Source organism: Streptomyces sp. NPDC026301 (assembly GCF_055567935.1).
The window spans coordinates 36351-48793 of sequence record NZ_JBVHPN010000002.1 but is presented as its reverse complement, the minus strand read 5'-3'; the positions used below and the strand labels follow the sequence as shown (position 1 = coordinate 48793).

Below are 12443 nucleotides of genomic sequence, written 5' to 3'. Positions count from 1 at the left end.
CCGGAGGCGAACGTAAGGCGCGGGAGGGTGGTGGTCAATGCCGCGGGGCGATGGACACGAGACGACGGCTTTCGTTCAGATTCGGCACCGGATCGTTCGGGCGAGGGCTCGGATATTCGATTTTCTTGCGCAGTCGTGCAGTTGGCGAACGACTCGGTGCGGAGCGGACGCGGTCGCTTAAGTTCTGCTGAGGTTGGCGTACGGCACGGTCCGGACGGTGGTGCGGTCGGGAGGCGGCGGACTATGGCCGGGGAGGTGAGTCGGCGTGGCACACTGCCCGTCCAGCGGCTGCGGGCCGGGGACCACGCGTTCTGCCGGTACACGGAGCGGCCGAGGTGGGACCTCGTGGCCGCGTACGCGTGGGCGGGGCTGGCGCGCGGCGAGAAGGTGATCATTTGCCCCGCGCCGCAGACCGACCGCGACACGGTGCAGGAACGGCTGGAGGAACACGGTCCCTCGCTCGACCATGTCTGTGCCCGCGGCCAGTTGGTGTTCGCCAGCATGCGCATGCTGCTCCACCCCGATGACCGCTTCATCCCCGCCCGCCAGCAGCAGCGCATCCAGGAGGAGACCGCCGACGCGCTCGCGAAGCGCTACGCCGGGCTGCGCACCTACATCGACATGTGCTGGATCGCCGACCTCGGCGCGGATGTGGAGGAGGTGATGGCCCGCGAGAAGAACGCGGAGCACCTGTTCGCCGCCCGTTCCTACAGTGAGATCTGCGCGTACGACACGAGCGTCTTCGAGCCCGCGGTGCTCGACGCCATGCACGCGGCCCACCCGCACGACCTGCTCGACGGGCCGGGTGCCCTGCGTGCGCTGCACGCGGCGGGCCTCGTCCGGCTGATCGGCGAGGCCGACATGGCCACCCAGATCGAGTGGATCTCCGCGCTGCGCGAGGCGTTCAAGCGCTCGGCGCACGACGGCCACCTGGTCGTGGACCTCTCCCGGCTGCACTTCCTCAGCGTCGGCTGCGCCTCGGACCTGCTGAACCTCGCCACCGACGCGCAACGCCACGGCCGTATCGAAGTACGCCTGGACCGCGACAAGGCCGTCCTGCTCGTCGGCCTCGGGAGCCGCTACCTCAAGCATGTCGTTCTGGTCGAGGACTCTTGATGTGGCGTCGTGATCGGGATTCGTGAGCGGGGGCTCATGATCGAGGCTTCCTGGAGTTTTTTTGGGCGGGGTTCAACGCCATCGGCCCGTGCCGCGTATCCCCTTCGACGGTGATCACGGACGATCGGCTCTCGGCGTTGGAGGAGGACGGGCGCATGTGTGTGCGGTGGGCGGGATTTCCGGGGCGGGGCCGGTAGTGGGCGGGCTGCTCCGGCGCGTGCGCCGCCGCGGGACGGCCGACGCGACCGGCGCGGAGCCGCCGGCCGGGGACTGGGCCGCACCGGCCGGGCAACCTGTACCGGACGGGCCCGCACCGGCCGGGGAAACGCTGGCCGGGGAGGCGGACGTACGGACCGCCTACCACCGGTACGGCGGCGAGCTGTACGGCTTCGCGCTCAACGCGCTGGGCGACCACCAGCTCGCCGAGGACGTGGTGCAGGAGACCTTCATCCGAGCCTGGCGCGCGGCGGACGGCTTCGACGCGGCCCGCGCGACGCTGCGCACCTGGCTCTTCGCCATCGCCCGCAATGCGGTGGTGGACGCCGTGCGCCGCCGGTCCGTGCGCGACCGCGCCGACCGCCGGGAGCAGCGGGAGCCGGAGCCGGCCCGCACCGACGTCTTCGACCACCTGCTGACCCGCATCGAGCTGGACGAGGCGCTGCTGCGGCTCTCCGACGAGCAGCGGCAGGCCGTCGTGGAGGTCTACTTCCTCGGCCGGACCTGCGCGGCCCTCGCCGCCGAGCTCGGCATCCCGGCGGCCACCATGCGCAGCAGGCTGTACTACGGTGTCCGCGCGCTACGGAGCATCCTGGAGGAGAACGGATGGCTGGCCCCATGAGTGCCCAGTGCCAGGCGGTCCGTTCGCAGGCGACCGAACTCCTGCTGCTGGGAGACCCGCTGCCGGCGGCCCTGACCCGGCATCTGGCGGGGTGCGAGGAGTGCGCGGCCGAGTGCGAAGGCGTGCGCAGGGTGGTGCGGACGTTCGAGCGCGCGGAGGGTGCGCCGTCGCGGCTGCCCGCACCCACGCCACTGCCCACGCCCGCGCCACAGCCCACGCCCGCGCCACTACCCGCGCCCACGCCACTGCCCGCGCCCGCTCCGTCGACCGCTTGCGCGCCGTCGACCGCGCCCCGTTCCCGCACCCGCCCCCGGCGCGCGCGCCGCATCGCCGTCCTCGCGGCCGCCGCCGTGCTGGCCGCCGTCGCGGTCCTCGTGCCGGTGGCCGTGCACGAGCGGGACAGCGGCCCGGTGGACGTCGTCACGGTGGCCCGCGAGGGGCTGATGATCCCGCGTCCGTGGGGTACCGAGGTACCGGTGTCCCTGTCCGGGCTCACCCCCGGCCGGACGTACCGGATGATGACGGCCGACGCCGACGGGCACCGGATGCCCGCCGGCAGCCTCACCGCGCCCGGTCCCGGCGCCCGTACCCGCATGATGACCGCGATGGCCCGCGACGCCATCAAGTCCCTGCTGGTGGAGGACCAGGACGGCCGGCTGGTCGCCGACCTCCCGGTACGGCCGCTGCGGTCCCCCGGCGCCACGACCGGCGGGACCGCCCCCGACGGGACCCCGTCCAACAGGACCCCGGCCGACAGGACCCCGGCCGACAGGACCCCGGCCGACAGGACCCCGGCCGACGGGACCCCGTCCGACGGGACCGCCTCCGGCTGAGTACAGGCCCCGGTCCGCGGCCGCTCAGCGCGCCCAGCGCAGTACCAACGGGTCGTGGCGGCGGGCCAGTTCGAGGAGGCCTGCGCGGGTCGCGGGCGGCACCGGGCCGAAGGGGGCGCGGGTGCGGTCGGAGGCGATGATGCCGCCCTCGGCCATGAGGATCTTCTGCGCGCGCAGCCCGCACTGGCGGTTCTCGTAGTGGATCAGCGGCAGCAGCTCCTCCCAGTCCGCGACCGCGCCGGCCCGGTCGCCCGCGCGGTACCGCCGCACGATCCGGCCGAGCCGGTCGGGCACGGTCGAGCTGGACATCGTGCCGACCGCGCCGGCGTCCAGGTCCGGTATGAGCGTGACGGCCTCCTCGCCGTCGAACGGGCCCTCCAGCCGGTCGCCGACCGCGGCGATGAGGGTACGGAGCTTGTCGGCGGCGCCCGGCGTCTCGATCTTGGCGTACCGCAGCTGCGGCACCTCCTTGATCAGGTGGACGAGGACGCCGACGGCCAGCGGCGTGGTGGACATGGGGGCGTCCTGGACCATGAGCGGGAGGTCCGTGGCGGCGGCCACGGTCGTGAAGTAGTCCGTCAGCGCCGCCTCGGGGACCGCCATCGTGGCGCCGAAGAACGGCGGCATCAGCATGATCATGTCGGCGCCCATCGCCTGCGCCTCGCGGCTGCGGCGGGCGGCGACGCGGGCGCTGTAGTGGCTGGTCGTCACGACCGTGGGGACGCGCCCCGCGGTGCGTTCCAGGACCGTACGGCACACCTGGTCGCGTTCCTCGTCCGTCAGCGAGAACTGCTCGGAGTAGTTGGCGAGGACGCACAGCGCGTCGGCGCCGCCGTCGATGAGGTAGTCGACGACCCGGGCCAGCCCGGCGAGGTCCAGCTCCTCCTCGTCGTCGAAGACCGTCGGGACGACGGGGATCACACCGCTCAGGGGCGTCGTCAGCATGGGAGCCTCTCTGATCACGTTCGCCATGTTCGAGATATCGAACGTTGTCCGACCTGTTGAGCGGGAGCGTAGAGCGGCCTTCTGAGCGGCGTCAATGAGCGGGTGGGCGGGGGTACCTGAAGACACGTCAGAGCTGTAGGCGTCATTGACACCCCTGCGCCCCGGCTGTATCGAGGTGCTCATGGTCCTGGTCCCGCCCGCAGCCGCCCGTGCCCTCCGCCTCCAGCCCGAGGACGACGTCGCGGTCGCGGCGGCCGACACCCCTGCGGGCACCACCGTCGACGCGGGCGGCGAGACCGTACTGCTGCGGGACGATGTCGCGCGCGGGCACAAGATCGCGCTGCGGGCCGTCCGCCGGGGCGCGCCCGTCCTGCGGTACGGCCAGGTCATCGGCTTCGCGGCGGCGGACATCGCGCCCGGCGACCATGTCCACCTGCACAACCTGGAGTACCGGGAGTTCGAGCGCGCCTACGAGTTCTCCGTGGACGCCCGCCCTGCGGACCTGCTCCCCGAGTCCGAGCGCGCCACCTTCCAGGGGTACGTGCGCGCCGACGGCTCGGTCGGCACCCGGAACTACCTGGGGATCCTCACCAGCGTCAACTGCTCGGCCACCGCCGCCAAACAGATCGCCGCACGGATGCGGTACTCCGGCGTCCTGGACGACTTCGACCACATCGACGGCGTCGTGGCGCTCACCCACGGCCAGGGCTGCGGGCTGGCGGCGGACGGCGAGGGCATCGAGGTACTGAGGCGCGTGATGCGCGGCTACCTGACGCACCCGAACTTCGCCGGCTTCCTGCTCCTCGGGCTGGGCTGCGAGGACAACCAGATCGCGGCGCTGACCGACGGGCTGCCGCTCCGCGCGGACCTGCCGGTCTTCGCGAGCACGATCCAGGAGCTCGGCGGTACGAAGAAGACCGTGGCGGCCGGCGTCGAGCGGCTGACCGCCATGCTGCCGGCCGCCGACCGGGCCCGCCGGACGACCGTGCCGGCGAGCGAGCTGATCCTCGGCACGAACTGCGGCGGCTCCGACTCGTATTCCGGCATCACCGCCAACCCCGCGCTCGGCAACGCGGTCGACCGGCTGGTCCGGCACGGCGGCACCGGCGTCGTCGGCGAGACCCCGGAGATCTACGGCACGGAGCACCTGCTCGTGCGCCGCGCCGCCACCAAGGAGGTCGGCGAGAAGCTGCTGGCGCGGATCGCGTGGTGGCGCGAGTACACCGCGAAGAACGGCGGGTCGATGGACAACAACCCCTCCCCCGGCAACAAGGCGGGCGGCCTCACCACCATCCTGGAGAAATCGCTCGGCGCGGTAGCCAAGGGCGGCACGACGGCCCTCGCCGATGTGGTCGACTACGCGGCGCCCGTCACCGGCAAGGGCTTCGTCTTCATGGACACCCCCGGCTACGACCCGGTCTCGGTGACCGGCATCGTCGCGGGCGGCGCGAACGTGGTCTGCTTCACCACCGGACGCGGCTCGGCCTTCGGCTGCGCCCCCGTGCCGAGCCTGAAGCTCGCCACCAACACCCCGCTGTACGACCACATGGCCGACGACATGGACATCAACGCCGGCTCCATCATTGACGGCACCACCACCGTCGAGGAAACGGGGCAGGTCATTTTCGAACGCATCCTCGCGGTCGCCTCGGGCGAGCCGACGAAGAGCGAATCGATGGAATACGGCGAGGAGGAATTCGTGCCGTGGCATATCGGTACGGTGATGTGACCGGGGAAATACCGGGACGGACAAGATGTATCACGATGTGAGACACCGGGACGTCGCGTTGCGGTGAGCTGCGCGGTTGTCCGACACTCCCTGGTCGGGAACACCACCCATTGTTCCCGGGTAACCCTGAGAGTTCGGATAAACACCGTGAGTCTGCTACGAAAAAAGCCCCTGGAACGCGCGATGAAGGAGGCTCGCGGAGAAGGCGAGCAGCGCCTTCGCCGTGATCTTTCCGCGCTGGATCTCACGATCCTCGGGGTGGGTGTCATTCTCGGCACCGGAATCTTCGTACTGACCGGCACGGTGGCCCGCAACATGGCGGGCCCCGCCGTGGCGCTCTCCTTCGTCGTCGCCGCCGCGGTCTGCGGCTGCGCGGCCCTGTGTTACGCGGAATTCGCGTCCTCGGTGCCGGTCGCCGGGTCCGCGTACTCCTACTCGTACACCTCGCTCGGCGAGCTGCCCGCCTGGATCATCGGCTGGGCGCTGAGCCTGGAACTGACGCTGGCCACCTCGGTGGTCGCGGTCGGCTGGTCCGGCTATCTGAGCTCCATGCTCAACGGCATCGGCGTGCACCTGCCCGCGGCGGTGAGCGGGGGCGACGGCTCGGTGATGAACCTGCCGGCCGCGCTGCTCATCCTCGTACTGACCGGGGTGCTCATCGCGGGCGGCAAGCTCTCCAAGGGCGTCACCAACGTGCTCGTCGCGGTCAAGCTCGCCATCGTGCTGCTGGTGATCGTCGCGGGCGCGTTCCTCATCGACACCGCGAACTACCACCCCTTCGTGCCCGACGCCCAGCCGACCGGCAAGGTCTCCGGGCTGCAGGCCCCGCTGCTGCAGGTGCTCACCGGCATCACCCCGACCGCGTTCGGCGTGGCCGGCATCCTGAGCGCGGCCGCCATGGTCTTCTTCGCGTACATCGGCTTCGACATGGTCGCCACCACCGCCGAGGAGACCCGCAAGCCGCAGCGCGACCTGCCGATCGGCATCATCGCCTCGCTGATCATCGTCACCGTGCTGTACGTCGCGGTGTGCCTGGTGGTCACCGGCATGCAGCACTACTCGAAGCTGTCGGTGCAGGCGCCGCTCGCGGACGCCTTCACGGCCAAGGGGCACCCGGGCTTCGCCACGGTCATCAGCGTGGGCGCGGTGGTCGGCCTGACCGCCGTGAGCCTGATCTGCTTCCGCTCCCAGAGCCGGGTCGTCTTCGCGATGGCCCGCGACGGGCTGCTGCCGAAGGCGCTGTGCAAGGTGGACCCGAAGCACGGCACGCCCAAGATCAACCTGTGGGTGCTGGGCGTCATCATGGCGTGCCTGGCCGCGTTCCTGAAGTTCGATCTGCTCGCCGAGATGGTCAACATCGGCACGCTGTTCGCCTTCGCCGCGGTCTCCGCGAGCGTGCTGGTCCTCCGGCGCACGGCCCCCGACCTGCCCCGCGCGTTCCGGACGCCCTGGGTGCCCGTCATCCCGCTGATCTCGCTCCTCTGCTGCCTCTACCTGATGCTCAACCTCCAGGTCATCACCTGGATCGGCTTCCTGGTCTGGCTCGCGGTCGGCCTCGCGCTGTACTTCGGTTACGGGCGCCGGCACAGCGCGCTGGGCAAGCGCGCCGAGGAATCCCCGGCGGTGGACCCGGCGGCGGGCTAGCCTCACCCGGAGGCGCCGCCGCCCGGGCGGCGCATGGGGAAGGGACCGCCAGTGACCACCGGACAGTCAGCCGGACAGTCAGCCGGAGAGTCGGCCGCGAAGGACGACCGCGTCATGCCGCCGCTGCGGGGCGGGGAGCGGGAGACGCTCCGCGGCTTCCTCGACTTCCACCGCGCCACGCTCGCGATGAAGTGCGAGGGGCTGACCGACGAGGAGCTGCGCCGCCACTCCATGCCGCCGTCCACGCTCACGCTGCTCGGCCTGGTACGGCACATGGCGGAGGTGGAGCGCACCTGGTTCCGCCAGGTGATCAACGCCGAGGACATCCCCTTGGTCTGGTCACCCGAGGGAGACCGCCAGGTCGCATACGACGCGAGCGGCGCCACCCGGTCCGAGGCGTTCGCGGCCTGGGAGGCCGAGGTCGCGCACGCCCGGCGCATCGAAGCGGCGGCGCCCTCGCTCGACGTGACCGGCCACTTCGCGCGCTGGGGCGAGGACGTCTCGCTCCGCCTCGTCATGGTGCACCTCATCCACGAGTACGCCCGCCACAACGGCCACGCCGACTTCCTCCGCGAGGGCATCGACGGGACCGTGGGCTTCTGAGCGTCGGTGGGGTGCGGACCCGGGCTCTGAGCGTCACCGCTCGTCCGTCACCTCCCGTACGAGGTCCAGGGCGCGGCCGAGGGTGCTGAGGCGGGCGTCGAGGGTGTCGCCCGCGGGGTACAGCCGTACGGTGTCGACGCCCGCCGCCTGCCACACGCGCAGCCGCGCGCGGACCATGTCCACCGTCCCGATGAGCGTCGTGCCGAGCACCATCTCGTCGGTGACCAGCCCGGCGGCGCCCTCCCGGTCGCCGGCCTGCCAGCGTTCCCGTACGGCCGCGGCGACCTCCGCCCAGCCCTGGCGGCTGTAGGCGCGGTTGTAGAAGTTCGTGCTGGCCGAGCCCATGCCGCCGAGGCTGAAGGCCAGCTCCTTCTTCCGCCCGGCCACCATCGCGCGCAGCGCGTCCTCGTCGTCGGCGAACGCCACCTCGGCGCCCTGGCAGATGTCGAGCCCCGCGCGGGTGCGCCCGGCGGCGGCGAGCCCCGCGTCCAGGTGGTCGAAGTACGCTTCCTTGGCGCCTTCGGGGACGAAGGACGTGCCCAGCCAGCCGTCGGCGAGCTCGCCGGTCAGCCGGAGCATCTTCGGCGAGAGGGTGGCCAGGTAGACCGGGATGTCGTGCTCGGCGCGCGTGGAGAGACGCATCGGCCGGGCGTCGCCGCCCGGCAGCGGGATCGTGAACTCCCGCCCCTCGTACGCGACCTTCTCGCCGGACGCGGCCTGCCGCACGATCTCGACGGTCTCCCGCATACGGGTGAGCGGCCGGGCGAACGGTACGCCGTGCAGCCCCTCGATCACCTGCGGCCCGGACGGGCCGAGCCCGAGCAGGAAGCGGCCTTCGGAGATCTGCGCGAGAGTGATCGCCGCGCGGGCGATGGCCATCGGCGTACGGGTGCCGAGCTGGATGATGCCCGAGCCGAGCAGCATGCGGTCGGTGCGCGCGGCGAGGTACCCGAGCGGGGACGGCGCCTCGGAGCCCCAGGCCTCGGCCACCCAGCAGATGTCCACGCCCAGCTTCTCGGCCTCGGTGACATAGTCCACCAGCTCCGGCCAGGGGCCGCCGGACGCCTCGATCGTCGTCGCGGTACGCATCAGGCACCCGCCGTTCCGGCGCCGGCGTCGGCGCCGGTACCAGCGCCCGGGTCCGCGCCCTCGGCCAGCGCCTTGAGCGCGCCGAGCGTGGCGGTGATGTTCCGCTCGAACTCCCGCAGCCGTACGAAGACGATCTTCTGCTCCTTCTCCGGCATCCGCTCGATGGCGTACGAGAGCCCCGAGCGGCCGGGTCCCAGCCGGACCCACTGCCGCAGCCGGGTGCCGCCGTCCTCGGGGGCGAGGGTGAACCGCCAGGTGGCGGAGGGGTTTTCGGGGTCCGCGACGGCCCAGGCGAAGGCCCGTGGCGGGTCGCACTCCACGACGTGCGAGGTGGTCTGCCACTTCCCCAGCGACTCGTGCGCGCTGTGGCCGGTGAAGCGGGCGCCGAGGGCCGGCCCCGACGCGCCGTCCAGCCACTGCGCCGACCGCAGTTCGGCGCTCAGCTCCGGCATCCGCTCGACGTCGGACACCAGGGTCCACACGTGTTCCGGCGGAGCCGCTATCCAGGTGTCCGCTTCGGCCGTCGGCCCGTCCGCGTACCGCGCACCCGTCCATTCCATGCCTGGCAAGCCTCCTCAGTACACCCCGTTCTGGGGTCCTGACCTCCAAAGTTGCTTAATAAGACTTACCTGTCAAGAGCAAGCACCGACCCTGCGCGCAGTCGGCTCAGTGCCCGAACCGCTCCCGTACGTCCGGCCGTTCGGCCAGCTTCGGCGGATAGCCGGGGCCCATCCGGGCATGGGTGTTCTCCGCCGTCATCGGCTCGCCGCAGTCGGCGCAGACCACCTCGGCGTGGCTGTCGTGCCCGCACGGGTCGTGCCGGAAGACGATCGGCGGCCCCTGCTCACCGGCCAGCCAGCGGTCGCCCCACCGGTTCATGGTCAGGAGCACGGTGTAGAAGTCGCGCCCCTTCTCGCTGAGGACGTAGTCGTACCGCACGGGCTCGGTCTGGTACGGCCGCTTCTCCAGCAGCCCCTCGTCCACCAGCCGGCGCAGCCGGTCCGTCAGCGTGTTGCGGGCGATCCCCAACGACTCCTGGAACGCGTCGAACCGCCGGATCCCGTAGAACGCCTCCCGCAGCACCAGCGGCGTCCACACGTCGCCCAGCAGGTCCATCGTGCGGGCGATCGAGCACGGCCAGTGGGCAAAGGATGTCCGCTTCATGCCGCCAGGATACGGATGGTCTCGTGAAAAGACCCAGCAGGTGCCGGCCTCCGCGCGCGCCTATCCGAGGCTAGGCCCGCCGGTCCGTGAACCGCTTGCGCAGTTCGCGCTTGAGGACCTTGTGGCTGGGGCCGAGCGGGTAGGCGTCGACGAACTCGACGCGGCGCGGGTACTTGTACTTGGCCAGCCGCTCCTTGGACCAGCCGATGATCTCCTGCGCGGTGGGCGCCGCGTCCGCGTGCTTGTCGCGGATGACCACGGCGCAGACCTCCTCGCCGTGCGTGGGGTGCGGCAGGCCGATGACCGCGGCCTCGGCGATGCCGGGGTGGCGCAGCAGCGCCTCCTCGACCTCGCGCGGGTAGACGTTGAAGCCGCCCCGGATGATCAGGTCTTTCTTGCGGTCGACGATGCGGAGGAACCCCTCGGCGTCCTTCGTGCCGAGGTCGCCGGTGCGGAACCATCCGTCGACGAGGGCCGCCGCGGTTTCCTCGGGGCGGCCGAGGTAGCCGGCGAAGACATTGTGGCCGCGCACGACGACCTCGCCCAGCTCGCCCGCGGGCAGCAGGTCGACGCGGTCGGCGGGCTCGGGCGCGGCGATCTCCACGTCCACGCCCCAGATGGCGTGGCCGACCGTGCCCGCGCGGGCGCCGAAGGCCGGCTGGTTGACGGCCGCGGTCGGGGACGTCTCGGAGAGCCCGTACCCCTCGTACACCTCCGCGCCGAAGACCTCGGTGAACTTCTCCAGGACGGGGACCGGGAGCGAGGCGCCGCCGGAGATGCAGCGCCGCAGCCGGGGCAGTTCGGCCGCCTCGCCCGCGGCCTCCAGCAGCCGTACGTACATCGTCGGCACGCCCTGGAAGGTGGTGACGCCCTCGCGCACCATCAGGTCGAGCGCCGCGGCGGCGTCGAAGCGCGGCTGCAGGACGAGCGTCGCGCCGCGCCGCCAGGAGGAGTTCATGCTCGCCGTCTGTCCGAACGTGTGGTAGAGCGGCAGCGCGCCCAGGGTGATGTCTTCGGGCCGCACCTCATGGGAGTCGAAGGCGTTGGTGGTCGCGTTCATGACCAGGCTGAGGTGGGTGAGCACGGCGCCCTTCGGGACGCCCGTCGTGCCGCTGGTGTAGAAGATCACGGCCGGGTCCTCGGCCTCGCGGGTGAGGTACGTGGGCAGCGGCTCGACGGTCTCCGCCAGGTCCTCCAGCCGGCCGTCCGCGCCGGGCACCCGGACCTCGGGCCCGATGGTGACCATCCGCGCGTCCGTGGCGGCCGCGGCCTCGCCGCCGGTCGCCGCCTGGTCCGCGTGGCAGAGCAGCAGCTTCGCGCCGCTGTCGCGCAGCACGTGCGCCACCTCGCCCGGGGAGAGCAGCAGGTGTACGGGGACGACGACGGCGCCCGCGGCGAGGATCGCGTAGTAGGCGCGCGGGAATTCGGCGGTGTTCGGCGCCATCAGAGCGACCTTGTCGCCGGGCCGCACGCCGAGCGCGACCAGCGCCGCCGCCTGGGTCCTGGCCTGCCGCCACAGCTCCGCGAAGGTGATCCGCCGCTCGCCCTCGACGAGCGCGAGGTGGTCGGGGCGGCGCCGGGCGGCCTCGGTGAGGATGGTGGCCAGGGACAGGGTGGTCATGTGCGGATGCTCCTGTTCGCCGTGTACGACGCTGTGTACGACGCGCCCGCTACCCGTAAACTAGCGGTGCAAGTTTTTCGCACCCTACTCCGCCGTAACGCCGCTGAAAAGAGCTGCTCCGCGACCGTCCGGGCACGCACCGTGTAAGGTCCACGTCTCGTCGACCCTGCCGAGGAGGTGCGCCGTGGCCCGCCCGCGCCAGCCACTGCTCAGCCGCGACCGCATCATGGAAGCGGCCCTGCGGATCGTCGACGACGAGGGGCTCCAGGCCCTGTCCACCCGGCGGCTCGCGGCCGTCCTCGGCGTCACGGGCCCCTCGCTCTACAACCATTTCCGGACCATGGACGAGCTGGTCGACGCGCTCGTGGACCAGGTCGTCGGCCAGGTCGATCTGTCGATGTTCGGCCGCCTGGACTGGCGTACGGCGCTGCGCGACTGGGCCCGCTCCTACCGCGCGGCCCTCGCCGGCCACCCCAACCTCGTCCCGGCCCTCATGCGCCCCTCAGCGCACCGCCCCAACTCCCTGCGGCTGGCCGACGCCGTCTTCGGCGGGCTGGTCGCGGCGGGCTGGCCGCGCGCGCACGCCACCCACATCGGCGCCTCGATGCGGTACTTCATCACCGGCTCGGCCCTCGGCTCGTTCGCCGCCGGCTTCCCCACCGACGCGGACCTCTACGCCGGCACGTACCCCCACCTCGACCAGGCCCACCTGCTGGCCCAGCATCAGCGGTCGGTCGACGAGGGCGCCTTCGAGACCGGCCTGCAGGCGCTGCTGGAGGGCCTGGCGGCGCAGTACGCGCGCGTCGTCGGCACGGCGGAAAAACCCCGGTCCGACGCCGCTCCGTAATGGCATGCTGTGGG

12 protein-coding genes are annotated in these 12443 nt (G+C 71.9%); 7 read left to right on the top strand and 5 right to left on the bottom strand.

Annotation, left to right across the window (positions count from 1 at the left end):
- Nucleotides 1–255 precede the first annotated feature (255 nt).
- The 3 genes from ACZ4MH_RS03285 (at nt 256) to ACZ4MH_RS03275 (ending at nt 2787) form a co-directional block, all read left to right on the top strand.
- A complete protein-coding gene (locus ACZ4MH_RS03285; protein ID WP_351598911.1) occupies nt 256–1116 on the top strand; it encodes an MEDS domain-containing protein in 861 nt (286 codons plus the stop codon).
- Between the two features lie 217 nt (nt 1117–1333).
- Nucleotides 1334–1954: a sigma-70 family RNA polymerase sigma factor gene (locus ACZ4MH_RS03280; RefSeq protein WP_351598913.1), complete on the top strand. Its 621-nt coding sequence runs from the start codon at nt 1334–1336 to the stop codon at nt 1952–1954.
- Entirely contained in the window at nt 1939–2787 is an 849-nt protein-coding gene (locus tag ACZ4MH_RS03275) for a hypothetical protein (RefSeq protein WP_467753932.1), read from the top strand. The genes ACZ4MH_RS03280 and ACZ4MH_RS03275 overlap by 16 nt, the downstream gene beginning before the upstream one ends.
- A 24-nt stretch (nt 2788–2811) precedes the next feature.
- On the opposite strand, the gene ACZ4MH_RS03270 is transcribed toward ACZ4MH_RS03275, so the two are convergent.
- Entirely contained in the window at nt 2812–3732 is a 921-nt protein-coding gene (locus ACZ4MH_RS03270; RefSeq protein ID WP_351599112.1) for a dihydrodipicolinate synthase family protein, read from the bottom strand.
- Between the two features lie 181 nt (nt 3733–3913).
- Between ACZ4MH_RS03270 and ACZ4MH_RS03265 the strand changes: the two genes are divergently transcribed.
- The 3 genes from ACZ4MH_RS03265 (at nt 3914) to ACZ4MH_RS03255 (ending at nt 7708) form a co-directional block, all read left to right on the top strand.
- A complete protein-coding gene (locus ACZ4MH_RS03265; RefSeq protein WP_351599111.1) occupies nt 3914–5461 on the top strand; it encodes a UxaA family hydrolase in 1548 nt (515 codons plus the stop codon).
- 183 nt (nt 5462–5644) lie between these two features.
- Nucleotides 5645–7105: an amino acid permease gene (locus ACZ4MH_RS03260; protein ID WP_351599110.1), complete on the top strand. Its 1461-nt coding sequence runs from the start codon at nt 5645–5647 to the stop codon at nt 7103–7105.
- A 114-nt stretch (nt 7106–7219) separates the two neighbouring features.
- Nucleotides 7220–7708 (top strand): DinB family protein, encoded by a 489-nt coding sequence (locus tag ACZ4MH_RS03255; RefSeq protein ID WP_351599109.1) that lies wholly within the window; start codon nt 7220–7222, stop codon nt 7706–7708.
- A gap of 33 nt (nt 7709–7741) precedes the next feature.
- Here ACZ4MH_RS03255 and ACZ4MH_RS03250 read toward each other — a convergent pair whose 3' ends face one another.
- The 4 genes from ACZ4MH_RS03250 to ACZ4MH_RS03235 form a co-directional block, all read right to left on the bottom strand.
- A complete protein-coding gene (locus ACZ4MH_RS03250) occupies nt 7742–8797 on the bottom strand; it encodes an LLM class flavin-dependent oxidoreductase (protein ID WP_351599108.1) in 1056 nt (351 codons plus the stop codon).
- Nucleotides 8797–9357 carry an SRPBCC family protein gene (locus tag ACZ4MH_RS03245; protein ID WP_351599107.1) on the bottom strand — a complete coding sequence of 187 codons (561 nt, stop codon included), beginning with the start codon at nt 9355–9357 and terminating at the stop codon, nt 8797–8799. Before ACZ4MH_RS03245 ends, ACZ4MH_RS03250 begins: the two co-directional genes overlap by 1 nt.
- A 106-nt stretch (nt 9358–9463) precedes the next feature.
- Entirely contained in the window at nt 9464–9961 is a 498-nt protein-coding gene (locus tag ACZ4MH_RS03240; RefSeq protein WP_351599106.1) for a winged helix-turn-helix transcriptional regulator, read from the bottom strand.
- 70 nt (nt 9962–10031) lie between these two features.
- Complete coding sequence (locus ACZ4MH_RS03235) at nt 10032–11582, bottom strand: long-chain-fatty-acid--CoA ligase (RefSeq protein ID WP_351599105.1); 1551 nt, start codon at nt 11580–11582, stop codon at nt 10032–10034.
- Nucleotides 11583–11766: 184 nt separating this feature from the next.
- Here ACZ4MH_RS03235 and ACZ4MH_RS03230 point away from each other — a divergent pair, with 184 nt between their 5' ends.
- Nucleotides 11767–12429 (top strand): TetR/AcrR family transcriptional regulator, encoded by a 663-nt coding sequence (locus ACZ4MH_RS03230; protein ID WP_351599104.1) that lies wholly within the window; start codon nt 11767–11769, stop codon nt 12427–12429.
- The last annotated feature ends 14 nt before the right edge of the window (nt 12430–12443 follow it).

Coding starts and splice junctions, on each gene's coding strand:
- ACZ4MH_RS03275 (WP_467753932.1), top strand. CDS start 1,939: ATGGCTGGCCCCATGAGTGCCCAGTGCCAGGCGGTCCGTTCGCAGGCG.
- ACZ4MH_RS03270 (WP_351599112.1), bottom strand. CDS start 3,732: ATGCTGACGACGCCCCTGAGCGGTGTGATCCCCGTCGTCCCGACGGTC.
- ACZ4MH_RS03265 (WP_351599111.1), top strand. CDS start 3,914: ATGGTCCTGGTCCCGCCCGCAGCCGCCCGTGCCCTCCGCCTCCAGCCC.
- ACZ4MH_RS03260 (WP_351599110.1), top strand. CDS start 5,645: ATGAAGGAGGCTCGCGGAGAAGGCGAGCAGCGCCTTCGCCGTGATCTT.
- ACZ4MH_RS03255 (WP_351599109.1), top strand. CDS start 7,220: ATGCCGCCGCTGCGGGGCGGGGAGCGGGAGACGCTCCGCGGCTTCCTC.
- ACZ4MH_RS03250 (WP_351599108.1), bottom strand. CDS start 8,797: ATGCGTACCGCGACGACGATCGAGGCGTCCGGCGGCCCCTGGCCGGAG.
- ACZ4MH_RS03245 (WP_351599107.1), bottom strand. CDS start 9,357: ATGGAATGGACGGGTGCGCGGTACGCGGACGGGCCGACGGCCGAAGCG.
- ACZ4MH_RS03240 (WP_351599106.1), bottom strand. CDS start 9,961: ATGAAGCGGACATCCTTTGCCCACTGGCCGTGCTCGATCGCCCGCACG.
- ACZ4MH_RS03235 (WP_351599105.1), bottom strand. CDS start 11,582: ATGACCACCCTGTCCCTGGCCACCATCCTCACCGAGGCCGCCCGGCGC.